The 24,570-nt window shown below is 53.4% G+C and carries 28 protein-coding genes and 1 tRNA gene; 19 read left to right on the top strand and 10 right to left on the bottom strand.

The features are described 5' to 3' along the window. Positions 1 to 12: 12 nt before the first annotated feature. A complete protein-coding gene (locus tag ACCW76_RS07845) occupies positions 13 to 738 on the bottom strand; it encodes a LytR/AlgR family response regulator transcription factor (protein WP_045816617.1) in 726 nt (241 codons plus the stop codon). Next, positions 735 to 2,426, bottom strand: coding sequence for a sensor histidine kinase (locus ACCW76_RS07840; RefSeq protein ID WP_045816624.1), 1,692 nt, complete (start codon positions 2,424 to 2,426; stop codon positions 735 to 737). The genes ACCW76_RS07845 and ACCW76_RS07840 overlap by 4 nt, the downstream gene beginning before the upstream one ends. Positions 2,427 to 2,962: 536 nt before the next feature. On the opposite strand from ACCW76_RS07840, the gene ACCW76_RS07835 reads away from it, so the two are divergent. Together ACCW76_RS07835 and alaC are read left to right on the top strand one after the other, a co-directional pair. Then, positions 2,963 to 3,487 carry a GNAT family N-acetyltransferase gene (locus ACCW76_RS07835; protein ID WP_038645616.1) on the top strand — a complete coding sequence of 175 codons (525 nt, stop codon included), beginning with the start codon at positions 2,963 to 2,965 and terminating at the stop codon, positions 3,485 to 3,487. Between the two features lie 118 nt (positions 3,488 to 3,605). Then, positions 3,606 to 4,841: an alanine transaminase gene (gene alaC / locus ACCW76_RS07830; RefSeq protein ID WP_038645618.1), complete on the top strand. Its 1,236-nt coding sequence runs from the start codon at positions 3,606 to 3,608 to the stop codon at positions 4,839 to 4,841. A 40-nt stretch (positions 4,842 to 4,881) separates the two neighbouring features. On the opposite strand, the gene ypdK is transcribed toward alaC, so the two are convergent. The 3 genes from ypdK to ACCW76_RS07815 form a co-directional block, all read right to left on the bottom strand. After that, on the bottom strand, positions 4,882 to 4,956 hold the full coding sequence (gene ypdK / locus ACCW76_RS07825) for a membrane protein YpdK (RefSeq protein WP_100701370.1): 75 nt from the start codon (positions 4,954 to 4,956) through the stop codon (positions 4,882 to 4,884). Between the two features lie 202 nt (positions 4,957 to 5,158). After that, on the bottom strand, positions 5,159 to 6,187 hold the full coding sequence (locus tag ACCW76_RS07820) for an HlyD family secretion protein (protein WP_045816621.1): 1,029 nt from the start codon (positions 6,185 to 6,187) through the stop codon (positions 5,159 to 5,161). A 5-nt stretch (positions 6,188 to 6,192) separates the two neighbouring features. Further along, positions 6,193 to 7,794, bottom strand: a complete 1,602-nt coding sequence (locus ACCW76_RS07815) for an MFS transporter (RefSeq protein ID WP_436338211.1) — start codon at positions 7,792 to 7,794, stop codon at positions 6,193 to 6,195. A 150-nt stretch (positions 7,795 to 7,944) separates the two neighbouring features. Between ACCW76_RS07815 and ACCW76_RS07810 the strand changes: the two genes are divergently transcribed. The 4 genes from ACCW76_RS07810 to ACCW76_RS07795 all read left to right on the top strand — a co-directional run bounded on the left by ACCW76_RS07810 (position 7,945) and on the right by ACCW76_RS07795 (position 10,542). After that, positions 7,945 to 8,730, top strand: coding sequence for an IclR family transcriptional regulator (locus tag ACCW76_RS07810; RefSeq protein WP_436338210.1), 786 nt, complete (start codon positions 7,945 to 7,947; stop codon positions 8,728 to 8,730). Between the two features lie 7 nt (positions 8,731 to 8,737). Further along, positions 8,738 to 9,190: a universal stress protein gene (locus ACCW76_RS07805; RefSeq protein ID WP_038645626.1), complete on the top strand. Its 453-nt coding sequence runs from the start codon at positions 8,738 to 8,740 to the stop codon at positions 9,188 to 9,190. A gap of 9 nt (positions 9,191 to 9,199) precedes the next feature. Continuing rightward, on the top strand, positions 9,200 to 10,003 hold the full coding sequence (locus ACCW76_RS07800; protein ID WP_436338209.1) for a hypothetical protein: 804 nt from the start codon (positions 9,200 to 9,202) through the stop codon (positions 10,001 to 10,003). A 257-nt stretch (positions 10,004 to 10,260) separates the two neighbouring features. After that, positions 10,261 to 10,542 (top strand): membrane lipoprotein lipid attachment site-containing protein, encoded by a 282-nt coding sequence (locus ACCW76_RS07795; RefSeq protein ID WP_045816623.1) that lies wholly within the window; start codon positions 10,261 to 10,263, stop codon positions 10,540 to 10,542. Positions 10,543 to 10,609: 67 nt separating this feature from the next. On the opposite strand, the gene ACCW76_RS07790 is transcribed toward ACCW76_RS07795, so the two are convergent. Continuing rightward, complete coding sequence (locus tag ACCW76_RS07790; protein ID WP_166934934.1) at positions 10,610 to 10,759, bottom strand: hypothetical protein; 150 nt, start codon at positions 10,757 to 10,759, stop codon at positions 10,610 to 10,612. A 284-nt stretch (positions 10,760 to 11,043) separates the two neighbouring features. After that, the gene (locus ACCW76_RS07785) at positions 11,044 to 12,261 is read right to left on the bottom strand and encodes an L-lactate MFS transporter (RefSeq protein WP_436338208.1); all 1,218 of its coding nucleotides are present in this window, start codon (positions 12,259 to 12,261) and stop codon (positions 11,044 to 11,046) included. A gap of 265 nt (positions 12,262 to 12,526) precedes the next feature. On the opposite strand from ACCW76_RS07785, the gene ACCW76_RS07780 reads away from it, so the two are divergent. Then, positions 12,527 to 12,766, top strand: a complete 240-nt coding sequence (locus tag ACCW76_RS07780) for a hypothetical protein (protein ID WP_034825199.1) — start codon at positions 12,527 to 12,529, stop codon at positions 12,764 to 12,766. Between the two features lie 37 nt (positions 12,767 to 12,803). On the opposite strand, the gene ACCW76_RS07775 is transcribed toward ACCW76_RS07780, so the two are convergent. Beyond that, the gene (locus ACCW76_RS07775; RefSeq protein ID WP_166934932.1) at positions 12,804 to 13,703 is read right to left on the bottom strand and encodes a DMT family transporter; all 900 of its coding nucleotides are present in this window, start codon (positions 13,701 to 13,703) and stop codon (positions 12,804 to 12,806) included. 181 nt (positions 13,704 to 13,884) lie between these two features. Here ACCW76_RS07775 and ACCW76_RS07770 point away from each other — a divergent pair, with 181 nt between their 5' ends. Both ACCW76_RS07770 and ACCW76_RS07765 read left to right on the top strand, forming a co-directional pair. Further along, positions 13,885 to 14,760, top strand: coding sequence for a helix-turn-helix transcriptional regulator (locus ACCW76_RS07770; RefSeq protein ID WP_436338207.1), 876 nt, complete (start codon positions 13,885 to 13,887; stop codon positions 14,758 to 14,760). A 168-nt stretch (positions 14,761 to 14,928) separates the two neighbouring features. After that, positions 14,929 to 15,204, top strand: coding sequence for a hypothetical protein (locus tag ACCW76_RS07765; RefSeq protein WP_436338206.1), 276 nt, complete (start codon positions 14,929 to 14,931; stop codon positions 15,202 to 15,204). Between the two features lie 20 nt (positions 15,205 to 15,224). Here ACCW76_RS07765 and ACCW76_RS07760 read toward each other — a convergent pair. Continuing rightward, positions 15,225 to 15,299, bottom strand: a tRNA-Arg gene (locus tag ACCW76_RS07760). 86 nt (positions 15,300 to 15,385) lie between these two features. Further along, positions 15,386 to 16,306 carry a formate/nitrite transporter family protein gene (locus ACCW76_RS07755; protein WP_436338205.1) on the bottom strand — a complete coding sequence of 307 codons (921 nt, stop codon included), beginning with the start codon at positions 16,304 to 16,306 and terminating at the stop codon, positions 15,386 to 15,388. Positions 16,307 to 16,550: 244 nt separating this feature from the next. Here ACCW76_RS07755 and ccmA point away from each other — a divergent pair, with 244 nt between their 5' ends. The 10 genes from ccmA to mlaA are packed head-to-tail and all read left to right on the top strand — an operon-like array spanning position 16,551 to position 24,308. Continuing rightward, positions 16,551 to 17,165, top strand: coding sequence for a cytochrome c biogenesis heme-transporting ATPase CcmA (ccmA, locus tag ACCW76_RS07750; RefSeq protein WP_034825191.1), 615 nt, complete (start codon positions 16,551 to 16,553; stop codon positions 17,163 to 17,165). Beyond that, positions 17,165 to 17,824 carry a heme exporter protein CcmB gene (gene ccmB, locus ACCW76_RS07745; RefSeq protein ID WP_038649973.1) on the top strand — a complete coding sequence of 220 codons (660 nt, stop codon included), beginning with the start codon at positions 17,165 to 17,167 and terminating at the stop codon, positions 17,822 to 17,824. Before ccmA ends, ccmB begins: the two co-directional genes overlap by 1 nt. Before the next feature lie 56 nt (positions 17,825 to 17,880). Continuing rightward, entirely contained in the window at positions 17,881 to 18,621 is a 741-nt protein-coding gene (locus tag ACCW76_RS07740) for a heme ABC transporter permease (protein ID WP_034825278.1), read from the top strand. Then, positions 18,618 to 18,851: a heme exporter protein CcmD gene (ccmD, locus tag ACCW76_RS07735; protein ID WP_034825187.1), complete on the top strand. Its 234-nt coding sequence runs from the start codon at positions 18,618 to 18,620 to the stop codon at positions 18,849 to 18,851. The genes ACCW76_RS07740 and ccmD overlap by 4 nt, the downstream gene beginning before the upstream one ends. Then, positions 18,848 to 19,333: a cytochrome c maturation protein CcmE gene (gene ccmE / locus ACCW76_RS07730; protein WP_034825185.1), complete on the top strand. Its 486-nt coding sequence runs from the start codon at positions 18,848 to 18,850 to the stop codon at positions 19,331 to 19,333. The genes ccmD and ccmE overlap by 4 nt, the downstream gene beginning before the upstream one ends. Next, positions 19,330 to 21,288: a heme lyase CcmF/NrfE family subunit gene (locus tag ACCW76_RS07725; RefSeq protein WP_436338204.1), complete on the top strand. Its 1,959-nt coding sequence runs from the start codon at positions 19,330 to 19,332 to the stop codon at positions 21,286 to 21,288. Before ccmE ends, ACCW76_RS07725 begins: the two co-directional genes overlap by 4 nt. Next, positions 21,285 to 21,842, top strand: coding sequence for a DsbE family thiol:disulfide interchange protein (locus tag ACCW76_RS07720; protein WP_038645648.1), 558 nt, complete (start codon positions 21,285 to 21,287; stop codon positions 21,840 to 21,842). Before ACCW76_RS07725 ends, ACCW76_RS07720 begins: the two co-directional genes overlap by 4 nt. Further along, on the top strand, positions 21,839 to 22,294 hold the full coding sequence (locus ACCW76_RS07715) for a cytochrome c-type biogenesis protein (protein ID WP_034825179.1): 456 nt from the start codon (positions 21,839 to 21,841) through the stop codon (positions 22,292 to 22,294). Before ACCW76_RS07720 ends, ACCW76_RS07715 begins: the two co-directional genes overlap by 4 nt. Next, entirely contained in the window at positions 22,294 to 23,505 is a 1,212-nt protein-coding gene (gene ccmI / locus ACCW76_RS07710) for a c-type cytochrome biogenesis protein CcmI (RefSeq protein WP_436338203.1), read from the top strand. Before ACCW76_RS07715 ends, ccmI begins: the two co-directional genes overlap by 1 nt. Before the next feature lie 35 nt (positions 23,506 to 23,540). Continuing rightward, a complete protein-coding gene (gene mlaA, locus ACCW76_RS07705; protein ID WP_045813678.1) occupies positions 23,541 to 24,308 on the top strand; it encodes a phospholipid-binding lipoprotein MlaA in 768 nt (255 codons plus the stop codon). Positions 24,309 to 24,570: the final 262 nt, after the last annotated feature.

Below are 24,570 nucleotides of genomic sequence, written 5' to 3'. Positions count from 1 at the left end.
CTGCTGCTCGCTTTACAACCTCATCAACTGGCGAAACGCCTTCACTTTGCTGCGGCTCACCGGCACCTGTGCATCCAAATCGCGTAACTTAACCAGATAGGTATTGTTAAACCACGGCTCGATCTCACGAATTTTGCTGAGGTTGACGCAGTACGAGCGATGACAGCGGAAGAACAGCTGTTCTGGCAGGCGACTGCAGAATTCACTGATCGCCATCGACATCACATACGCTTCGCGACGGGTATAAACAAACGTCAGTTTTTCATGCGCTTCGACGTAATAGATATCGTTGATATCTGTCACGATAATGCGCTCATCTTTCACCAGGTTAACGGTTTGCGGCGCACTTTGCTGAGTAGACGGCTGTGCGAGTTGCTGCTGTGCGCTGGCCTCCAGCTTGTTCAGCATGGTGATAATACGCGACTCATGATAGGGCTTGAGGATGTAGTCAAACGCATCCAGTTCAAAAGCATCCACCGCATGCTCTTTCCATGCGGTGATAAACACTATCAACGGCTTATGCGCAAATTGGTTGATGTTTTGTGCCAGTAGCATGCCATCCAGCGAAGGGATATTGATGTCGAGGAAGATGACATCGACACGATGGTTTTGCAGATACTTCAGCACCTCCAGCCCATCATCAAAACAGGCTTCGATAGTGATCTGACTGTGCTGCTGGATCATCCAGCTCAACTCTTGCTGAGCAAGAAACTCGTCTTCGACGATAATGGCTTTCACGCGCTGGGTTCCGTGATATGGCTCAACGGTGCAGCCATGCGCTGACCGTTTTTGCTCAGAGTGAAGGCAATTTCCGTTCCCGGATGATGACGAGTGATGCTCAGACCCTGGCCGGAAAGCAGCTTCACCCGATGATGCACATTAAGCAGGCCGATTTTGTTACCCGGCATCTCATCGCGTGCCACCCGGCCAATCACCTCTTCACTGATACCTGCGCCCGTATCGCGCACCGCGACGCGAACACTCTCCCCGAGATCTTTCACACTCAACGTCACCACACCTTTGCCACGGCAGGGCTGAATCCCGTGCACAATGGCATTTTCCACCAAAGGCTGAATCAGCAAACTTGGCAGCGTGAAGTGCAGATCTTCATCAATGTCATAAATCATCGAGAGCTTATCGCCAAAGCGCGCCTGTTCAATGGCAATGTAATCCTTCACCTGCCACAGCTCTTTTTTAATGTCGATCAGCTCGTCATCGTTAAGCTCAAGGTTGTAGCGCAAATAGCGCGACAGATTAATCACCAACTGGCGTGCCGTATCCGGATTGAGACGAATGGAAGAGGAGATGGCATTCAACGCGTTAAACAGGAAGTGCGGGTTAATTTTGCTCTGCAACGCGCGCAACTCGGCTTTATTCGCCATCTCACGTAACTGCTCTGCACGTGATACCTCCAGCTGGGTAGAGATAATTTGCGACAAACCTATAGCCATCTCTTTCAGCGATCCGGTAATACGATGCGCACGACGATAATAGATTTTTAGTGTGCCCGTTACTTCCCCTTTTTCCCAAAGGGGAATAACCAGCATCGAGTGAATATCTTTGGTGCGATGGGCTTCATCATTATTCTTAATGATGATTTTGCCGCTCGCGATTGACTGCGCGGTAGTCGGGCTGATGCCATCATCCCCATTTTGATAGTTATGCTCACCGTAACCGACATAGGCGAGAATTTGTTGGGTATTGGTGATGGCCACGGCATCGGCGTGAATATCGCTACGAATAATCGCGCATACCTGGCGCAGTGACTGGCTATTCACCTGACGAAACAGCGGCAGAGTTTTATTGGCTATCTCCAGTGCCAGCTTGGCCTGGCGCGCGGCAATCGCCTCTTTTTCCCCTTCCACGCTCTGCACTAACAGCACAATCAAGCCAATGCTCGATGCGCCGAGAATCATCGGTAAAGCGATCTCAGAAACAATGGAAAAGCCCAGTGCCATCGGCCGAGCCCATAACACAATCAGAACCATGGTGAGGGTTTCGCACAGCATGCCGCCAAGAATACCGGCGCGCCAGTGCTGCTCTTTGCTCACGCGGCGATTAATGACGCCAGAAGCGACACCGGCAATGATACTGGTAATCAGGCAAGGCACGGCCGTGACACCATCCATATCGATCAGATAACGATGTATGCCCGCGATCACCCCTGTCGCGATGCCAACCCAGGGGCCAAACAGAATGCCGCCGGACATCACCGCTATCACACGCACGTTCAGCAGCGAGCCATCTACGTTAATGCCGGACCAGGTGCTAAACAGCGCAAACAGCGAGAAAATCGCTGTCACCACCACCTTTTCTTTGATCGAATGCTCATCTTTTTGCAGCAGCTGACGGAATACCCGCGTGCGGGTAAGGAAGAATAGACAAATCAGCATCAGCGCAGCGCGGTCAAATACCGCCAGTAGCATGTCAAAGTGGGAAGGCAAGGGCATCTCTCGGAGTGAACCTGGGTGAGGTTATGATAAAAAATGTGATCAAGATCTGCCAGCGCCGCGACACCCGCAAAACGCTTCTCATGGTTTAGATCAATTTTCTGCCAATTTCTCCAGCATCCTCCGCGCGGTTTTAAAACAGCAACGCATTCAGCTCAAGGCCAGAGCGGACCAGCCCGAAGAGCAAAGCGTCTGGGCCATGGATGGCCCAGCCGATCTGCACGGATGCGTTTTGTCTTTGCGATCGGGCTGGTCCGTTCTGGCCCTGGCACCCAACCAGCAGCAACTTTAAATCCAGCTCCCAACTCCCAACTCCCAACTCCCAACTCCCAACTCCCAACTCCCAACTCCCAACTCCCAACTCCCAACTCCCAACTCCCTCAATCCCCTTAAATTCCCAAAAAGAGGAAAACTTGAGTAACAAAAAGAGGATTAGTTATCCCTGCGCGGAACGCTGGTTGTCAAAGACTCCGTTTGCTATGTTGCCATGAGTTATTTCGCGGAGCGCAGCAATGCAACTTCTTACCCCTCGCTTGTCCCTGACACGCTTACAACCCGAAGACTGGCAAATCTTCAAAGCGGTACATGAAGATCCCGGCACCATGACCTGGGTCAGTGAAATCCCTGACGAAAACGACATTCGTCAGCGCTTCACTGAACGCCTCGCACCCTGGCAAGTCACCAGCTTCCACATGCTGTGCCTGGTGGCGCGCTTGCGCGAAACCAATGAACCCATTGGCCTGTTTGGATGCAGTGCCGAATGGCAGCCTTATCGGCAGGCCGAGGTCGGCTACATGCTCTGCCATCGGTTCACCGGAAACGGCTACGGCAGTGAAGCGCTCAAGGCACTGTGCGACTTCTTGCTACAGGCAGAATTTCATAAACTCAAAGCTCTGGTCATAGAGGGGAATTGGCCGTCCCGACGCATTCTGGAAAAGAATGGTTTCACGTTAGAGGGCACGCTGCGGGATAATTATCTGCTAAACGACCAATGGGTAAACGATTGGGTGCTGGGGCGCCTGAATCCACAAAATTAAAAAAATATTCTGTTGCTCTCGACAATTCTGTTATCAGCGCGTTATGTTCTTTCTTCGGTCACCGCAGTGACCAGCGTCGCTCGGACGGTCCGGGCGCCTACGTAAACCAGAGGACATCATGGCTGATAACAGCACACCCCGTCGTTTCTCGCGTATTGAACGCCTTCCCCCGTATGTATTTAACATCACCGCTGAATTGAAGATGGCTGCGCGTCGGCGTGGCGAAGACATCATCGATTTCTCGATGGGGAACCCGGATGGCCCTACGCCGCCACACATCGTGGAAAAACTCTGTCAGGTAGCGCAACGCGAAGACACGCACGGTTACTCCACCTCGAAAGGCATTCCTCGCCTGCGTCGCGCCATCTCGCGTTGGTACGCAGACCGCTATCAGGTGGAGATCGATCCCGAATCAGAAGCGATTGTCACCATCGGTTCCAAAGAAGGGCTGGCACACCTGATGCTGGCGACGCTCGATCATGGCGACACCGTACTGGTGCCAAATCCGAGCTATCCGATTCATATCTACGGCGCGGTGATCGCCGGTGCGCAAGTACGTTCCGTACCGCTGGTGGCAGGCGTTGACTTCTTCAACGAGCTTGAACGCGCCATCCGTGAAAGTTACCCGAAACCGAAGATGATGATCCTCGGCTTCCCATCCAATCCCACTTCTCAGTGTGTTGAACTCGACTTTTTCGAACGGGTGATCGCGTTGGCGAAACAGTACAACGTGCTGGTGATCCACGACCTCGCTTACGCCGACATCACCTATGATGGCTGGAAAGCGCCGTCGATTATGCAGGTGCCGGGGGCGCGCGACGTGGCGGTGGAATTCTTTACCCTGTCAAAAAGCTACAACATGGCAGGCTGGCGTATCGGCTTTATGGTGGGTAACAAAGAGCTCGTGTCTGCACTGGCGCGCATCAAAAGTTACCACGATTATGGCACCTTCACCCCACTGCAGGTTGCGGCGATTGCCGCACTGGAAGGCGATCAGCAATGCGTGCGTGATATCGCTGAACAGTACAAACGCCGTCGTGACGTGCTGGTGAAAGGCCTGCATGAGGCGGGCTGGATGGTCGATCTGCCAAAAGCCTCGATGTACGTCTGGGCGAAAATCCCCGATCACTACGCGCATCTCGGTTCGCTGGAGTTCGCTAAACTGCTGTTGCAGGAAGCCAAAGTGTGCGTCTCACCGGGCATCGGCTTTGGTGACTACGGTGACACCCATGTGCGATTTGCCCTGATTGAAAACAGCGATCGTATTCGTCAGGCGGTACGTGGCATCAAAGCGATGTTCCGCGCGGATGGTATATTGCCGGGAACGGTAAAAGCGCTGGAAGAAGAAGAGTAAAACTAAGAAGGGCGACTTTGGTCGCCCCGCCTGGCAGGATTTATTTGAGCATCAGCACGAAGGTGCCTACCCAGATTAACAGGAAGAAAGAAACTCCCATCAAAGCGTATCTCACAAAATGACTCCTCTGAGCGGTTACCATGCTGGTGATCCCACTCCAGCGTAACCCGAACAGAATAAGAGAAAGGTGAAGTTCATAACCGCTGCACGCTTTCTTCTCAGGTGGTTCCAAGCGAACTCAGAACAGGATCGAGCGCTAATTTACGCGCAATCGATCCGAAAATAAATAGGCCATTTCTGAGAGATTGCTCACATTTTCATCGCGCTTCAATTTCCGGTATCGCGGACATGCCCACACGCAGTTGTGCCAGATCGGGTTGGTTGGCATCCAGCACAATTTTCACCGGTAAACGCTGCACGACCTTGGTGTAATTACCGGTGGCATTGTCCGGTGAAATGGCGGAGAAGGTCGCGCCTGTCGCCGGTGCAATGCTGTCGACATGACCGGTAAAGGTCTTGCCAGGCAATGCATCGACTCTCACTACCGCTTTTTGCCCTGGCTGGACATCTGCCAGCTGAGTTTCAAGATAGTTGGCGGTGATATAGGTTTGCTGTAAGGGCACTACCGCCAGCAAACGGGTTCCGGCGCTGACGTAAGCGCCCAATCGCACCGAACGCTGACCCACCATACCCTCTACCGGCGCCACAATCCGCGTGTAAGAAAGATTTAATTTCGCCTGATCCACGCTGGCCTGCGCCGCCGTCACATCGGCTTCTGCCTGACGCACGGCCGCTTGCAACACGCCAACCTGTTTCATTGCGGCTGCCAGCGCCGCTTCACTCTGGCGCACCGCAGCGGATGCTGAACGCTGAGTTGAACTGGCTTTCTGCTGCTCATCAGCAGCAATAGTGCCGCTTTTATACAGCTGGTTATAACGCGCCGCACTCTGTCCGGCATATTGCGCTGACGCCTGGCTCGCCGCTAAGGTCGCTTTGGCTTCATCAATCGTTGATTGCTGCTGCTCCAGTTGAGCCTGGCTGCTCAGGCGCTTGGCATCGCTGACCTGCAAATTCGCCTGCGCCGTTTCCAGCGCCACGCGGTAATCGCGATCGTCCAGTGTGGCCAGCAGTTCGCCCGCTTTTACTCGCTGGTTATCCTGCACATTCACACTGGCGATATAACCGGACACTTTGGGTGCCACCAGAGTGTAATCCGCATTGACGTAAGCATCATCCGTGCGGTGATCATTCCCGGTCATTGATGACCAGACAAAAAAAGCCATGGCCAGCAACACGATTAATAGGGCACTCAACAGTACTGTTCTTTTCAAAGCAAAAGCTTGCATATCAGTTATCTCGACGTCGTCGTAACAGATTGAATCAGGGTTTGTGGCGGCCAGACACGTTTTGGCAGCCAGGCAGTCAGCAATAGCAGCAGGGCGGCGAAGCCAATCAGCATCTGATAACAGTCACTCAGGCTAAGCACCATCGCCTGATGTTTCAGTAACGTCGCGAAACCGCTAAGGTTCTCTGCGCTACTGGCGCTGCCATCAGGTAGTAAAGGAAAACTGCTGCTGGATTGGGCGCTGCTGGGCGCGGTCATCAGCCAGGGGCGACTGGCGGCATTGCTCACCAACACGCTGGAGTGAAACTGTTCCCGGTGACTGATAAACCACCCCACCAGGGTGCTGGCGGCAATGCTCGAGAAGCCGCGCACCGTATTAAACATCGCGGAGGCAAAAGGGCCTTCCGGTGGCGCAACCACGCTGGTCGCACTCATCAATACCGGCAAAATCACCATCGGTTGACCGAAGGCCTGCAAAATCTGAATTTGCCAGAAATTTTGCCGCGCCCAGTCGCTGGTGATATGCATGCCCATCAGGCAGGAGATCACCAGCAGCGCCACGCCAGCGGTCAGCATCCAGCGGCAATCAATCCAGCGGATATTCAGCAGTGCCGCCACCAGCGGGGCGATCAGTAATTGCGGCAAGCCGATGGTTAACGCCAGCGGCGCAAACTGTAGCGTGCGGAATCCCTCTACCTGGCCAAGATAAGCTGAAGGCAGCGCCGATCCGGAAAGTGACAACATCAAGACACCTGCCAGCGCCAGCAATCCGTGCGTGAGATTGTGACGACGCAGCATCTGGAGTTTGAACAGTGGCAGCGGGTGAAACCATTCATTAATAAAGAACACAGTTAGCAATGCCAGCGCGCTCAATAATAGCGCCGCAAACAGCGGTGAACTCAGCCAGTCGAGACGTTCGCCCTGCGTCAGCGCCAGAATCAGCAGTGCCATGCCTGAGCAGCCGGTGAGCATGCCGAAAAGATCGATCTGTTTGAAACGATCGAAGCGCAGCGGATCTTGCGGTAAGCCCCAACCAATCAGCAGCATGGCGATCAGCATGCTGGGGATGACCTGCCAAAACACAAACATCCAGCTCACCTCATCGGTCCAGAAAGCGGCGAGCGTGGCGGCGAGATTGGGCCCAAAGGTGGCGGTCAGCGCGTAGGCACCAAGGCCATAAAGCTTGATCGGCGGCGGCAGAAATCGCAGTGCTACGGTCATGAGTAACGGTGGCAATGCACCGCCAAACAACCCCTGCATCACGCGCAGCGCAATAAAGAGTGTGGCGTTCGGCGTTAAAGGCAGCAGTAAACCGCAAAGCATAAAGCCAGCGGAAACAGCCAGAGCAAAACGACGCAGGGAAAAGGTCACGGCAAACCACGGTGCGATCATCATCGCGGCCACTTCTGCGGCCTGATAAGCGGAGATGATCCAACTGCCTTGATCGTAGCTAATGCCGATAGCGGCACGGATATCCGCCAGCGCAATATCCGTCACGCGGTCATTTAATCCGGAGGTGAGCGCAGCAATCAGCACGCCAACCAACCCCAGCGCCAGGCGCAGGGTAAACGGATGGGGAGCCGGAGCCGCAACAGGCTGGGCGTTCATAGCAGGTGTCTCGTTTTATTATTGATGCAGTGTATTGCGATGTGATACATGTCGCATCTTACATCTCGGTATGATGTATTGCAATGTGATACAGGGTGTAAAAGTGCGGTCATTCGCGCTAAAGTAGGGCAGGCCAAAAAGGAACGCACAATGGTTGAACTTCCCTCAAGCCGTGAGGATGAAAAAGTGGGTGGCATTCAGGTCATCGCGCGTGCGGCAAAAATTCTGAATGCGCTGGGTGAACATCCGGGTGGCATGAGTCTGGGCGAAATTGCGCAGGTGGTCGATCTGCCGCGTTCAACGGTGCAGCGTATTATCGCCGCACTCGACAGTGCGCAACTGGTGCGCAGCAGCGGGGCGGGCGGGCTGCGTCTGGGACCGGCTCTGCTCAAACTGATTTCCAGCGTGCACAGTGATGTGGTCGAAATCGTCCGTCCGTTTCTGGAACAACTCTCAGCCGATATTAACGAGACCGTCTCGCTGGCGCGCGCCAGTGGCACGCAGTTGGCGATTGTTCACTATGTGGTGGCATCCCGGGAATTGCGCGTGGTGCCACGCATCGGATTGAATCTCCCGCTCTATAGCACTTCAGGCGGTCGCGCACTGCTGGCACTGGAAAGTGATGAAGATGTGCGAGTGATGGTCGGCGAAGCCTACAAAGAGTTGACCGAAATGACGGTGAAAACCCTGCCGCAGCTGCTGGAGCTGATTGCTGAAGTGCGTAACAGCGGTCTGGCCATCGATCGTGGCGAAACGCTGGAAGGCATTTCCACCATGGCGGTGGCGATCGACACGCTGTTTGGTCGCTTCTCCATTTCGCTGCTGGTGCCGACGGCGCGTTTTCATAAACAGGAAGCACGCTATCGTGATGAAATCATGAAATGCAAAGAGGCGCTGATTCGCGAAATTGGCAAAATGACCGCTGTGGAAGGATAACCAACTGATGAAAACCTTGCTGATGGCCATCGATAACTCACCGGTGGCAGAAAAAGTCATCGCGTTAACCATTGAACAGGCGCTGGCACAACAGGCTCAGGTCACGGTGTTGTGCTGTGTTGATCCCACTTATTCCTCCTGCAATCAACCGATCGAAATCGATGCGGGCGAAGATCCGGATGATTTCGTAGCGGCAAAAGATGAACAAAACACCGCTGAAATGGTGGTGCGTCACGCGCTGGCACCGCTACTGCGTGCCGGTGTGGCTGCCAAAGGTTTGATTCTGGCCGGTGAAGCAGCGGAAACCATTGTGGCACAATCCAATGCATTGAAGGCCAGCATGATCATCATCGGTCGCCGTCATCTCTCTCCTTTCAATCGCTTACTTAAAGGTTCGGTGAGTGCGGCTGTGATTGAGCGCGCCAACTGCCCGGTTCTGATTGACGTTCGTAAGGATTAATCACGCTCCATGTTTTCCCTCTTACCTATCACGCTGGCGGCGTTTGCGCTGCTGGCGGTGATTATCATCGTTCTGATTCGCACCACCGCACTGCGCTTATGGCAGGGGCTGGGGCTGTTTTTACTGCCACTCGTATTGGCGAATATGCTGTGGTTCAGCTGGTTACATCCACGGCAGGAGCGACAGGCGCTGGAAACCGAGGTGGCAAACCAGTTAAGCCTCGCGCCAGGCTATCGTCAGTTAAAAACACAGGAGCCAGCGCTGTGGCAAATGCTTAATCGTGAGTTGCTGCACAAGCGTATGGAAGGGGTGCCTGCTGATCAGGCACTGGGCGAGTTGCGTGGATGGTTAATGGATCTGGTTAATCAGCGTATGGCGCGTGCAGACGACGAAACGCTGCTCAATTATTTGCGCGTGTCAGTGCAGGAGATGCAGGCACTGCAGCAACCCGAGCCACAACGCTGCTTCCGCTTCCTTTACCCGCAGGTAAATGGCGGCATCAATCTGCAACAAGCGCTGTCACCGACGTTATACCAGCGTGATGCCCTGGCGTTAGATTTGCTCCTGCAAAACAGCACCGGCGAAGAGCGTCCGATTGATCAGCAGGGCGCACAACGTGATTTGCAAAGCGTCGTGGAGAAACTTTACGGCAAGTGGGGTGATAAACTTCAGCAACTCAACATGCCTGCTGATACTGCCGTCGATCGCAGCGCCATGTGTGCCATGTCGATTGATCTTTACAGCGGTATTCTCGCATTGCCTGCCAAACAGTCCGCCAACCTTTTGCGTAAAATGGTCAGCCTTACCGGTTAGGTTTACGCGTAAAAAAAAAGCCCGCTCAGCGCGGGCATAATGGTCACTTTCCGTTTGTTTTTTTCGTGTCACCTGGTGTGGTGCAGACTTCGTGCTGTCTGAAAGCATCATGGCATCGGTTAAGTGATATGAAAAACCGTTTGGTTTTATTGATTTGATTGGTAAAAACTTTTTCAAAATGACTATTTCGCGCCAGTTTCCTATAGATGCGTGCGGCATAGGCATTTAGACTGCTTCGCCTGGAAGAGGACACCCTAATGAAAAAAATGCTGATTAGCGCACTCGCGCTTTTTATGCTGGCCGGTTGTAGTGTCAGCAAACCCGGTGGATTTGAACGTGTCGATGAAGATAAAAGCTCAAATACCGTGCAATATCGTTATGACCCGCAAACGTTTAATAGAGATGCGATGGAAGTCGATCTGGCGAATTATTGCAACCAACGTGGATTTGATAAAGTGGAATCGCTGCCGGCACAGGACAGCCATTTGCCCGGATTAAAGAAAGCCTGGTATCAATGTAATTACGCGGTAAAAAGCTAAAAGAAAGGGCGGGATAAATTCCCGCCCTTTTTGTTTTTTTATTATGTGCTGTGTGTGCTTTGCCCAATTACCAATGGCGACCATGATAACCATGGTCATGATGCCAGCCGCCACCGTGGCCCCAGCCCGGTCCGCGACCATATCCGTCATGAACGATACAACCACTCAACATCGTCATAATGGCAACAACCGAAGCAGCTTTAATAAGTGTTTTCATGGAGAGTCCTCCTCTTTTCCAATGAAGCCAGATTACCGGGGAAAAGTGGAGTGAAGATGCAGTGAATGTAGAGTTATTTCTGGATCTATTACCAGATATGTCAATTTAAAGCTAAAAACGTCAAGGCGGGAAATAAACCAATCAGATAAAACCGAATGCCTGATGATAATAACGCGAATAGTCTGAAATACAATCCTAAATAACAGCCGTTCTCAACTTCAAAAACATTATGCAGGAAAGAAGGAGAAAATAGATGCCGCAAAGTGATGCGGCATCTGTGGGAATTAATTGTGCAGCAAAGGTTCACTAACGTTTTGACGATTTGGCAGACGGATGCTGAGCGACAACACCAGTGAAATCACCAGCAGTGTCATGATCAAGCTGAAGGTCACGGTAAAACCACCAAACACGGAAGCCACCAGTGAACCCATCACGCTGCCGATACCGAATCCCAGGTAAATCAGCCCGTAATTTTTCGTTAGATTATTGAGACCGAAGAAATCGCTGACCAGAGAAGGGAACACGGTGATGGTGCCACCAAAGCTAAAGGCAACGCAGGCCAGTGACAGGAAGAAGGTGGTTTCATTCATCCGGGTAAACAACAAAATACTCATGCCCACCAGTGAAACGATCTGTGCCAGTGAAATGACGCGAATACGTGCCATTTTATCGGAGAGTACGCCGAGAATAAGGCGGCCACTCAGGTTAGCAATCGCGATGACAGTCACGGCATTGGCGGCGGTTTGCGTGGTCAGATGGACCATGCCTTCGCCGATGTCTTTCGCTACGCCAATGACATACAGTCCGCTCATGCAGGCAGTGAGGAACATCAGTGCCAGCATCCAGTACTGTGGCAAGCGCACGGATTGCGCCAGCGTGTAATCTTTTTCCTGCAATTTCGCGTTACCGCTGCTTTGCTGGATCGGGGCATCACGCATCATCAGCGCACCCACAATGATCATACTCATCGCCAGCACACCCCAAATCATAAAGGTGTTCTCCAGGCCGTAAGTGCTGAGCAACGCGCCACAGATAAATTTGAAACCCAGGCTACCTAAGCCATAAGCGCCAATTGAGCAGGCGGAAATTAACCCTTTACGCTCCGGGAACCACTTCACGCAGTTTGACAGCGTCATCAGATAACCTGCGCCATCCGCTAAACCGACCAGGATGCCGGCGCTGAGATACAGCATCATCAGGTTATCGGCATGAGCGGTCAGCCAGAAGCCTATCGCCATCAAAATACCGGCGCCGATGGTGACGTTACGCACACCAAAGCGCTCCTGTAATTTCCCCGCCAGTGACGATGCAATCGCGAGGCCCAGGCTTAATAAACCGAACGAAAAAGCGACCTGACTAATGGGAGCATCGAGTTTATGTGCCAACTGGCCGTTAAACAGGCTCCACGTATAGACCGAGCCCAGGGCAAACTGCGTGATAATAGTGCCGATAAGGGTAAGCATGCGGGTGCGCTGCAACGGCGCGGATATTTCTGTTTTCATTTTTATCTCTCCCCTCAGGGAATGCGGAATCTGCAGCGATAATAGGCAGCTTACGCGCGCGCGTGGCGAAGCAGGGCATCAAGAGACGGGACGAGGGAATGAAATGCAGTAAAACGGGTATGAATGGCATTGGGCCATTAGGATGTCAATTTAAGCGTGGCGGTTGCTATGGGTAAACATGTGTAACCAGGTGTGATAAGCGCGCCAGTTTTGCTGCAAGATGACAGATTTTTGCCAGGATTAAAATTCACTAACAGGAGGAAATATGACAGACCGAGCATATGAATCCGCGTCAAGCGAGGATGAAGTTTGCTGCATCATCGGTCAGGCGGTGATTGAGTTAAGCGATGAGCATCAGCCTGTGAATAAATCCACGCTGTCGCTGAAATTATTGGCTATGGCCGATCGCGACAGAGATGATGAACGCGTTCTGCTTTACTGGATTGCCAGAAAAGCCATCAATAAACCTCACCAGCTCAATATCGGCGTTCAGGGCTGGCGCTAGAGGACCAAAGAGCGGGCGCAATGCCCGCTCTCGCAATTTAGGCCAGGCGTAATTTGCGTGCCGTGGGCCAGCGCACAAACATCACCATATTCCCCATCAGAATCATCGCCAGACCCACGATGGCATTGCTGTGCCACTGATATCCCTCATAAATGGTCGACAACGTCAGTGCCACCAATGGGAAAAGCAGTGTGCAGTAGGCGGCCTGGCTGGCTCCGATACGACCGACGAGCGTGAAATAAGCGCCAAATCCCAGCACAGAACCAAAAATGGCCAGATAACTCATCGAACCGAGCCACTGCAGATTCAGCGCAGGCGCTAATGAATCGCCATTCAGTAGTGCGATGATTGCCATAACGATTGCACCATATAACATGGCATAGCTGTTGGTGGTCAGCACATCACGTTGACGGCGCTGATGGCGAGTCGAAATCATGTTACCCAAAGAGAATCCAAGCGTGCCCAAAGCACTTAGCCCAACGCCCCACAGCAGTTGCGGAGCCGGGTGCGCTGCCTGAATGTCATTCCAGAACAAGGCAACAATTCCCCCCAAGCCGAGCACGGCCGCGGGTAACAGGCGAAACGGTGGGCGCTGACGGAAAAAGATCCAGCTATTAAGCGCGTTATATAACACTGCCATGGAGAAGATGACCGATTCCAGGCCACTGCTGATCCACGCTGCCGCATGATAGAAACAAACGAAGTTGAAGCCAAATACGCAACAGCCTTGCAGTAAGCAGAAAAGGTGATCCTGCTTATCCAGTGGGCGCAGGCGTTTAATCAGCTTTAGGATCACTAACATCAATACCGATGCCAGTAAGAAGCGCCAGAATACCGCCACCAGGACTGGCGTGTTGGCAGCCTCTTGTTGTAGAAAAATGGCGATCCAGGTGGTGCCCCAAATCAATACAACCGCAAGGTACAACATGATGTTCATCGTAAACTCTCCAGCAAAATCATTGCCCGAAGTGTGACGAAAATAATCACCACTGGCTTGCACGCCGTTGCGCGTGAATTGCAAAATCTTGCGCTTTTTACACGGATGTCCCGCGTTGGCCTGTTTTCTGGCTGGGGAGATCCGTAAACTGTGCGTTATTAACCTGTGAGTGGACCTCCCGATGCCCGATTATCAGACCTTTGACATGTTGCAGCGCCATAAAGCGCAACTGCGCGATAGCGTGCAGCTGTCGGGTGGCATCAAGTTGGCGGCCTGGTTTAATAGCGGCGATCGCGTCACCAACCTGAGCGACCACCACACGCTGAGCCTGTATACCGCTGATGGCTATGATACCTGGCACAAAACCCAGCATGGTTGGCGCAATGGCGGTGGTCCGGATCGCTTCTGCCTGATGCCGAGCGGGGTTGAATCGACCTGGGATCTGCGTGCCGATTTGTCGTTCGTGCACCTTTACTGTACGGATGAGCACTTGCGGCATCTCGGTGAGCAGATCTGGGATCGCAGCCCCGCGCAACTCAACCTGCATGAAAAAATCTTTGCCGATGACGATCGCATAACGCAACTTTATCGCCATTTCCTGCTGAGCGTTGACTGGCAGCAACCCGCTAATCAATTGATGTTGAGCAGTGCCTCGACGTTGTTGATGACGCATCTTTTGCAGCGCTACAGTGAAGTGCAGTGGCAGGCGCCACAGGTGCGTGGCGGATTAGCGCCCGCGGTATTGCGACGTGTATTGGCGTTTATCGATGCGCAGCTGGATCAGCCTTTGACGCTGGCACAGCTGGCGGCAGAAGCGGCCTTGAGTGAATACCACTTTGCACGCATGTTCCGCAGCAGCGTGGGCGAAGCACCCCACCAGTTTGTGATGCGCCGCCGCATGGACACCGCTTTAAACTTGCTGAAGTTTAGCGCGTTGCCGTTAACCGAGATCGCGCTGCGCTGCGGTTTTCACTCTTCCAGTCACTTCAGTAACCGTTTCCGCCAACTGCATGGCGTAACGCCCTCCGCATGGCGGCAAAACCCGCATCAGCTTTGATTTCACTGTAATTGCCTGAAACAGCCAGTTTCTACCTTCGAGGAACGTCTCAAATTCATTCACTCATACGCTATTTTTAGTGACTTCCTCTTCGATTTAGATAGAGTCTTATCCGTTAACATATTGTTTTTATGTGATAATTACACGTTTAGCTTATGCGGAGTGGTAATGATGGAAATGCGCGTTTCAAAGCTTGAAACCGATGTATTTGAAATGAAGGCAGATATTAAAACGTTGAAAACCGATATGGAAACGGTGAAAACCGACCTGGCGGTGATCAAGTCTAACTACGTAACGAAAGCCGATTTACATCAGGAAATCGGCAAAACGCATGTAGAAATCGCCAAAATTCACAAAGAAATGACAAAACAAACCAAATGGATCTTGGGTGGAATAATGAGCGCGGCTGGGCTCAGCTTGGGCATAGCTCGCTGGCTGTTTTGAGGAGGGAGGGAGGTCTGAACTGGTGTCCCCTGCAGGAATCGAACCTGCAACTAGCCCTTAGGAGGGGCTCGTTATATCCATTTAACTAAGGAGACGCGGCGCGCAGTATAGCGTACCGACCAGCAGAATTTAACCGTGTTAATCCTGTTTGCTCAATCTATCAACAATGTCGTGCCACAGATCACTGTTGTTTCTTCTGCGCTTTCTCTTTGCGCTTCTGTTCCGCCTTCGCTTTGGCCTCCGCCGCCTCACTCATATCGTTGCGAATTTGCGCATGGCTGATCAGTGCAAAAATCAACGTACCGCCGGTGATATTTCCCAGCAGGGTAGGCAGCGCAAACGGCCAGAAGAATTCCTGCCAGGGTAGCGTGCCGGCAAACACCAGATACAGCACTTCAACGGAACCCACCACAATATGGGCCAGGTCCCCCAGCGCGACCAGCCATGTCATCAGCACAATGACCACAATTTTTGCGGCTCCGGCATAGGGGAACATCCACACCATGGTGGCAATGATCCAGCCAGAAATGACGGCATTTGCAAACATCTCACTCGGTGAGTTATCCATCACTTTTTCACTGATGGCGGTAAATGCCTGCCGGGTCGCATCATCAAAGATCGGCATGTAATTAAACGCCAGTGCGCCCAACGCCGTGCCCATCAGGTTTCCCGCCAGGACTACACCCCAGAGTCGAAACAACAGCAGAAAATTACCGCTGGTGGGTTTGTGCATCACCGGTAATACCGCAGTAACCGTGTTTTCAGTAAACAGCTGCTGACGCGCCATAATGACGATAACAAAGCCAAAGGTATAGCCCAGATTTTCTAGCAGAAAACCGCCAGGCACATCGGCCAAATGCACATGGAAAATCCCTTTGGCCATCAGCGAAGCGCCCATTGAAAGCCCGGCCGCAACGGCAGACCATAATAAAGCCATACCGTCACGTTCTAGCTCTTTCTCGCCATCCTGGCGGATCTCTTCATGAATGGCAGCCGCTCGCGAGGGCAGGGCATCTTCATCCACCTCAATCTCTTTTCCCTGGTCTTTCTCTTCACTCTCAACATCGTTGTCATTATTAGAAATGGATGGCGATTGCTTCATGTTTTCCCCCGGTGATAATGCCAGTGCGTAATAAGCGTAGACGGTTTTATCAAGGGCGAAATGTTACTAAGATTCAAATTAAGAGTAACAAGATTTTAACTGAGGTGCTTTTTTGCACAGTTTCTTGATCTGATGCGCACGAATACCCCCTTTGAGGGAAGTGAGAGCAACCTCACAGACTTCGGCCCACAGATTCATTGTGGTATTATCCCCGCCTTATTTCACAGCTGCGATTCCCTCTTTCATGCTCGAAGTCATTAATCTCTCATGCGTTCGTGATGAGCGAACCCTGTTTCATGGACTGAGCTTCCATGTGCAACCGGGTGACATTGTGCAAATTGAAGGCCCTAACGGGGCAGGAAAAACCTCACTGCTGCGTCTGCTGGCTGGTTTAAGCCGGGCAGAAGAGGGCGAGGTGATGTGGCAATCGCAGCCGATTCGTCAGCAGCGCGAAATATGGCATCAAAACTTGCTCTATCTTGGTCATCATCCTGGTGTGAAGTCGGTACTCTCACCTCTGGAAAACCTGCATTTCTGGCACGGCGATCGTGATGAAGAAGTGATTTTCGACGCGCTGGAGCAGGTGAACTTGCTGGGATATGAAGAGGTGCCGGTTGCACAGTTGTCCGCAGGGCAGCAACGGCGTGTAGCCCTGGCTCGCTTGTGGCTCAGCCCGGCAAAAATCTGGATTCTGGATGAACCGCTCACGGCCATTGATAAAGGCGGCGTGGAAAAATTAATGGCGCGTTTCGCTGAACATGCCGATAACGGAGGCGCAGTGATTTTGACTACCCATCAGGATCTGCCTGATGAGAGTGAACGCGTGCGCAAAATCCGCCTTATCTCGGAGTGGGCTTGATGTTAGGTCGCGTGATTCAGCGTGAGTTGAAAATTGCATTTCGCAGCGGTGCCGAGGTGATTAACCCGCTGTGGTTTTTCCTGATTGTTATCACGCTGTTTCCGTTAGGTATCGGGCCGGATCCTCAGCAACTGGCGCGCATTGCGCCAGGCGTGGCGTGGGTTGCGGCATTGTTAGCCTCACTGCTGGCGCTTGAACGACTGTTCCGTGATGATTTTCTGGATGGTTCGCTGGAGCAACTACTTTTGCTACCCACACCGCTGCCCGTCACGGTGCTGGGAAAAGTGATTGCTCATTGGCTGATTACGGGCTTGCCACTGATTTTACTGTCGCCGCTGGCGGCACTACTCCTGTCACTGGATTTTGCTGGCTGGCGCGCGATGGCACTGACGCTATTACTCGGCACGCCAACCTTGAGTTTTCTTGGTGCGATTGGCACCGGTTTGACCGTTGGGCTGCGGCGTGGCGGCGTACTTCTGAGTTTACTGGTATTGCCGTTGTCGATACCTGTTCTGATCTTTGCCAGCGCGGCCATCGATGCCGCCGGTCAGGGATTGCCGATCGGAGGTTATCTGGCAATTCTTGGCGCGATGCTGGCAGTGAGCGCAACACTTTCGCCGTTTGCTACTGCTGCGGCTTTGCGCATTAGTCTGCATTAATCCGTGCTGCCCCAGAGCTGCCGGTATCCGAATTCTTTTTATTGTGAGCTATGCAAATGTGGAAATGGTTACACCAGTGGGCGAAGCCTGAGCGGCTTTACCAGCTATGCGGTCGCTTAATTCCCTGGTTCGCAGTGCTGGGCGTCGCCACGCTGCTACTTGGCTGGGTATGGGGCTTTGGCTTTGCACCGGCCGATTATCAGCAGGGCAACAGCTTCCGAATTATGTACATTCACGTGCCTGCGGCGATGTGGTCCATGGGTGTTTACGCCTCCATGGCGATTGCCGCGTTCATCGGCCTGGTGTGGCAGATGAAGATGGCAGATCTGGTCTCCGCAGCGATGGCGCCGATTGGCGCAGTATTTACTTTTATCGCGCTGGTCACCGGTTCTGCCTGGGGCAAACCGATGTGGGGCACCTGGTGGATTTGGGATGCCCGCCTAACCTCGGAGCTGGTGCTGCTGTTCATCTATATGGGGGTGATTGCGCTCTATCACTCGTTTGAGGATCGTCGCACCGCCGGTCGCGCTGCAGGCATCCTGATTCTGGTGGGCGTGGTTAACTTGCCCATCATCCACTTCTCGGTGCAGTGGTGGAACACCCTGCATCAGGGATCGTCTGGCATTTTGCAGCAGGCGATTGCGCCGAGCATGCGGACGCCGCTGCGCTGGGCCATTCTCGGTTATCTGCTGGTGTTTGGCGCGCTGACGCTGATGCGCCTGCGTAACCTGATTTTGTTCAGCGAGCGCCATCGTCCATGGGCGATCGATGTGGCTCAGGGAGGGCGCAAAGCATGACACCGGCTTTCTCATCATGGAGCGACTTCTTCGCCATGGGTGGCTATGCCTTCTATGTCTGGCTCGCCGTCATCCTCACGTTAATTCCTTTATTCGGTCTGGTGCTGCATACCCTGTTGTTCCGCCGCCGTTTGCTGGCAGAAATTCGCCAGCGTCAATCCAGGGAGCGCCGCATTCGCGCGGCCAAGTCGAAAAAAGCTGCCAGTGAAGCAGCAGGAGAAACCGTGTGAATATCCGTCGTCGTAACCGCCTGTATGTGGTGGTGGCGATTTTGGTCGGCTTAGGCCTGGCCACATCGCTGGTGATGTACGCGCTGCGTTCCAACATTGACCTGTTTTACACCCCGAGTGAAATTCTGTACGGCAAAGGCGAAGCGCATCAGATGCCGGAAACCGGGCAACGTCTGCGCGTCGGCGGCATGGTGATGCCTGGCAGCGTAAAACGCGACCCCAAAACGCTGGCTGTCTCTTTCAAGTTGTATGACGCCAACGGCGTGATCAGCGTAAGTTACGAAGGCATCTTGCCGGACCTGTTCCGTGAAGGGCAGGGCGTGGTAGCGCAAGGCGTGCTGGAAAGCGGCAACCTGGTCAATGCCAAAGAAGTGCTGGCAAAACATGACGAAAAATACACCCCGCCAGAAATTGAAGATGCGATGAAGAAAAACCACACAGGACCTGCAGCGACTTATCAGCAGGCAGGTGCTCAATCATGATGCCGGAAATTGGCAGCTTTCTGCTTTGCCTGGCGCTGGGACTCGCGCTGCTATTAAGTATTTATCCGTTGTGGGGCGCAACCCGTCAGGATGCACGTTTGATGGCGATGGCACGTCCACTGGCATGGGGCATGTTCGCCTGTATCGTTGCCGCCTTCGTGGTGCTGGTACATGCGTTTATCGTTAACGATTTCAGCGTGGCCTATGTTGCCACCAACTCCAACACCCTGCTGCCGGTTTACTATCGCATCGCGGCCACCTGGGGCGCGCATGAAGGTTCACTGCTGCTGTGGGTGCTGTTGCTCAGCACCTGGACGGTAGCTGTCGCAATTTTCAGTCGCGGTATGCCGCAGGATGCACTGGCGCGTGTGTTGTCAGTCATGGGGATGATCAATCTCGGCTTCCTGCTGTTTATTACGCTCACCTCGAATCCGTTTACTCGTACCCTGCCGAACTTCCCGGTTGATGGCAGCGACCTCAATCCGATGCTGCAGGATATCGGGCTGATATTCCATCCGCCCCTGCTCTACATGGGTTATGTCGGTTTCTCAGTGGCATTTGCGTTTGCTATTGCGTCATTGATGGCAGGGCGTCTCGATACCGCATGGGCGCGCTGGTCACGCCCGTGGACCACCGCAGCCTGGGTTTTCCTGACCATTGGCATCGTGCTCGGTTCGGCGTGGGCCTATTACGAACTGGGCTGGGGCGGCTGGTGGTTCTGGGATCCGGTCGAGAATGCTTCGTTCATGCCTTGGCTGGCCGGTACGGCGTTGATGCATTCACTGGCGGTGACAGAAAAACGGGGTAGCTTCAAATCCTGGACGGTGCTGCTGGCGATCACGGCATTCTCATTAAGCCTGCTGGGCACTTTCCTGGTGCGCTCAGGCGTGCTGGTGTCAGTGCACTCGTTTGCTTCCGACCCGGCGCGCGGCATGTTCATTCTCGCCTTCCTGGTGATCGTGATTGGTAGCTCGCTGCTGCTTTATGCCATCAAAGGTGGCAAGGTGCGCAGCCGCGTGCAGAGCGAAGCCTGGTCACGCGAATCCTTCCTGTTGGGTAATAACGTTCTGTTAATTGCGGCCATGCTGGTGGTGCTGCTGGGCACGCTGTTGCCGTTAGTCCATAAGCAGCTGGGACTGGGCAGTATTTCTGTCGGCGAACCGTTCTTCAACACCATGTTTACCTGGCTGATGGCACCGTTCGCCCTGATGCTCGGCATTGGGCCACTGGTGCGCTGGCGTCGCGATGAACCGCAGAAACTGTGGAAACGTCTTGGCGTCGGCTTGCTGGTCACACTGATCTTATCGATCGCGCTGCCATGGCTGCTGCAGGATCGCATTGAAGCGATGACGGTGATTGGCCTGTTGATGGCGATCTGGGTGATTCTGCTGACGCTGATGGAACTGCACGAGCGCGCGACCCATCGCCACAGTTTCTTCAAAGGTCTGCGTCATTTAACCCGCAGCCATTGGGGCATGGTGCTGGGTCATTTAGGCGTTGCCGTAACGGTGGTGGGTATCGCTTTTAGCACGCAGTACAGCGTCGAGCGTGATGTGCGCATGAAATCGGGCGATGCCGTGGATATCCACAACTATCACTTCATTTTCCGCGACGTACACAACTTACAGGGGCCGAACTACAGCGGCGGTGTTGCCATTATCGATGTGACGCGTGACGGAAAATTTGAAGCGGTACTGCATGCTGAAAAGCGGTTCTATACTGCAGCTCGCACCATGATGACCGAAGCGGCAATCAGCGGTGGTTTCACTCGCGATCTCTACGCGGCATTGGGCGAAGAGCTGGATGACGGTTCATGGGCGGTGCGCATCTATTACAAACCGTTCGTGCGCTGGATTTGGTTCGGCGGTGTGTTTATGGCGGTCGGCGGCCTATTGTGCCTGCTGGACCCGCGTTATCGTTCGCGCAAAAAAGCGCAGCAGGAGGAGCTGGCATGAGTAAGAAAATCTTGTTCATCCCGTTAGTGCTGTTTCTGCTGCTGGCGGCCGCGCTGTTGTGGCAGCTGTCTCGCAACGCTAATGGTGATGATCCCACGCGTCTGGAGTCGGCGCTGATTGGTAAGCCGGTACCGGTTTTCAAATTGGAAGCGCTCGATAAGCCGGGCAAAATCTACGATCAGCAGGTTCTGACCGATGGCAAGCCGATCCTGCTCAATGTCTGGGCCACCTGGTGCCCGACATGCCGTGCTGAGCATCAGTATCTCAACACGCTGGCCGAGAAGGGCATTCGCGTCGTCGGGCTGAACTACAAAGATGATCGCACCAAAGCGGTCACCTGGCTGAACACCCTGGGCAACCCGTACGCGCTGAGCCTGTATGACGGTGACGGCATGTTAGGTCTGGATCTCGGCGTGTACGGTGCGCCGGAAACCTTCCTGATCGACGGCCACGGCATTATTCGTTATCGCCATGCGGGGGATATGAATGACCGCGTGTGGAACGAAGAAGTGAAACCGCTGTGGGATAAATACAGCAAGGGGGCCGGTGCGTGAAACGGCTGCTTCTGTTAATAGCGGGCATTCTGCTCAGCACCAGCCTATGGGCTGCCATTGATACTTACCAGTTCGATTCGGTACAGCAGGAAGAGCAGTACCGCGATCTCACCGGTTCACTGCGTTGCCCTAAGTGTCAGAACAACAGCATTGCCGACTCCAATGCGATGATTGCCGCAGACATGCGTCTGAAAGTGTATGAGCTGATGAAGCAGGGCCAAAGTCGCCAGCAGATCATCGATTACATGGTGGCGCGCTACGGCAACTTCGTCACTTATGAACCCCCGGTTACCCCTTCAACGCTGATTTTGTGGGTGGGGCCGGCGCTGTTTGTGGTGCTGGGCGGCTTGATTATTATTCTGCGCAATCGCCGGGGGAAAACCCGTAGCGATCTTGATGACGATGAACAACAACGCCTTGCGGCGATTCTTAAGCGTGACGGGAAGCCGTAATGACTGGATTCTGGATTACCCTGATTATTTTGCTGGTGGCAGCCTCGGCGCTGTTTCTTCGCGCGGGCTGGCGTCAACGTGAAGCCAGCAGCGGCGATCGCGATCGCCTGAATACCGATTTTTACCAGCAGCGCCTGCGCGAACTCGAACGCGATGAAGAGGAAGGCGTGGTTGCAGAGCGTCCCGAGATGGTACGTGAACTGCAACAAACGCTGCTCACCGATGTGCCAAACGAGCACGCGGCTCGCATCCATCACAGTAGCCGTTGGGTGCTATTGCCGGGTTTGATTGTATTGTTGCTGGTGTCGGTTGGCTTTTACCTGAAGACCGGTGGACTGGCGCAACTGGCCGGTTGGGTTAGCGTACAGCAGGAGTACCCTCAGTTGCGTGCCCGTGTGATGGATCCCAAAGCGGCGCCCTTAACCATGGAAGAGTTGGCTCGCCTACAATTAGGGTTGCGCACCTCATTGCAAGACGATCCGCAAAACCTCAATGACTGGACGATGCTGGGCCGCCTTGGCATGGTGCTGAATAACGCGACCAATGCCAGCCAGGCCTTCCAGCGCGCATTGCAACTGGCACCTGATAATCTGGAACTGCAGCAGGATTATGCCGAAGTCCTGACGCGCTCCACCGATCCGCAGGACAACCGCCAGGCCAATGTGATGCTGAAAGATCTGCTAAAACGCGACCATAGCAACGTGCGCACCCTGAGCTTGTTGGCATTTAATGCTTTTGAGCAGCAGCAATATGATCAAGCGATTGGCGCCTGGCAGGTGATGCTGAAGCTTCTGCCCGCGGGTGACAAGCGCATTACCATGATAGAGCGCAGCATTGAACAAGCGAAAACTGATGCGGGACAGCAAAATAGTCACCTGGCATTGACGGTGAGTTTAACCTCGCAGGCAGAAAAAATGTTACCGCAAGGCGGAGTGTTGTATATTTCTGTGTCTGACGGTGTTTCACCGGTGCCTGTGGCTGTGAAGCGTTTACCGCTGAGCCATTTCCCGTTATCGCTCACGCTGGATGACAGCAACGCCATGATGCCCGATCGCCTGCTTTCGGCGCAGCATCAGGTGCAGGTCAGGGTGCGTATTTCGCGCGATGGTAGCGCCAATCCTCAGTCGGGAGACTGGTTTGGCTTAAGCGCGATCACCCCCTGGGATGGTCATCAGCAACTGGCTGTGGAGATTAATCAACAGCAGCCCTGAAGCGATACATTATTCAACCGCACAGGGAGATAAGAATGAATAACCGCCTGACCGGTCTGGCGCTGGCCAGCTTGCTGCTGGTGGGATGTGCCAGTTCCAAACCGGCCGATCCAACGCAGCCTGCGCAGCGTAGCGATCCGCTCGAAGGCTTTAACCGCACGATGTTTAATTTCAACATGAACGTGCTGGATCCTTATGTGGTGCGCCCGGTGGCGGTTGCCTGGCGTGACTATGTGCCGGTGCCTGCGCGCAGTGGCATGAGCAACTTCCTCGGCAACCTGGATGAACCTGCCAGCATGCTGAACTCGATTCTGGTGGGTGAACCGCGCCAGGCAGGAATCCACTTCACGCGTTTCTTCCTCAATACCGTATTGGGCTTGGGCGGATTTATCGATGTGGCGGGCAAAGCGAATCCTGAACTGGCGCGAGAAGTTCCGCACCACTTCGGGAGTACTCTGGGTCGTTATGGGGTGGGCTATGGTCCTTATGTGGTTCTGCCGGGTTATGGCAGCTTCACGGTGCGTCAGGATGGCGGCGACTATGTCGATACGCTTTATCCGGTGCTGAGTTGGCTGACCTGGCCGATGTCGATTGGTAAATGGACACTGGAAGGTGTGGAAACACGTGCACAGTTGTTGGATTCCGATGCCATCCTGAAACAGCAGCAGGATCCGTATGCGTTTATCCGCAACGCCTACTTCCAGCGTAATGATTTCCTCGCCAACGGCGGGAAGTTAAAACCGGAAGAGAATCCGAACGCCAGTGCGATTCAGGATGACTTGAAGGACATCGATTCACAGTAATGCCAAACATGACAGACCTGAAATGGCGACCTTAAGTGTCGCCATTTTTTTAGCGAATTAGTATTAAGTTGTGATTAATTAGTCATAGTTAGAATCGCTTCACAGTAATTTTTGGCCCTATTCCAATTCCCTTTGTTTAGTACGTTTAATGTCACAATTACTTAACAAAGTGAACAATACCACTGGCTGATCATTTTCCTGCTCGCTAACGTAGAGTGAATTAAAACAGTGTTTTATTTCATTTCTTCAGCAAGGAATCGCC

The organism is Pantoea sp. C8B4 (assembly GCF_051336905.1).
Lineage (GTDB): Bacteria > Pseudomonadota > Gammaproteobacteria > Enterobacterales > Enterobacteriaceae > Pantoea > Pantoea rwandensis_B.
This window is presented reverse-complemented; position numbering and strand designations above follow the sequence as displayed.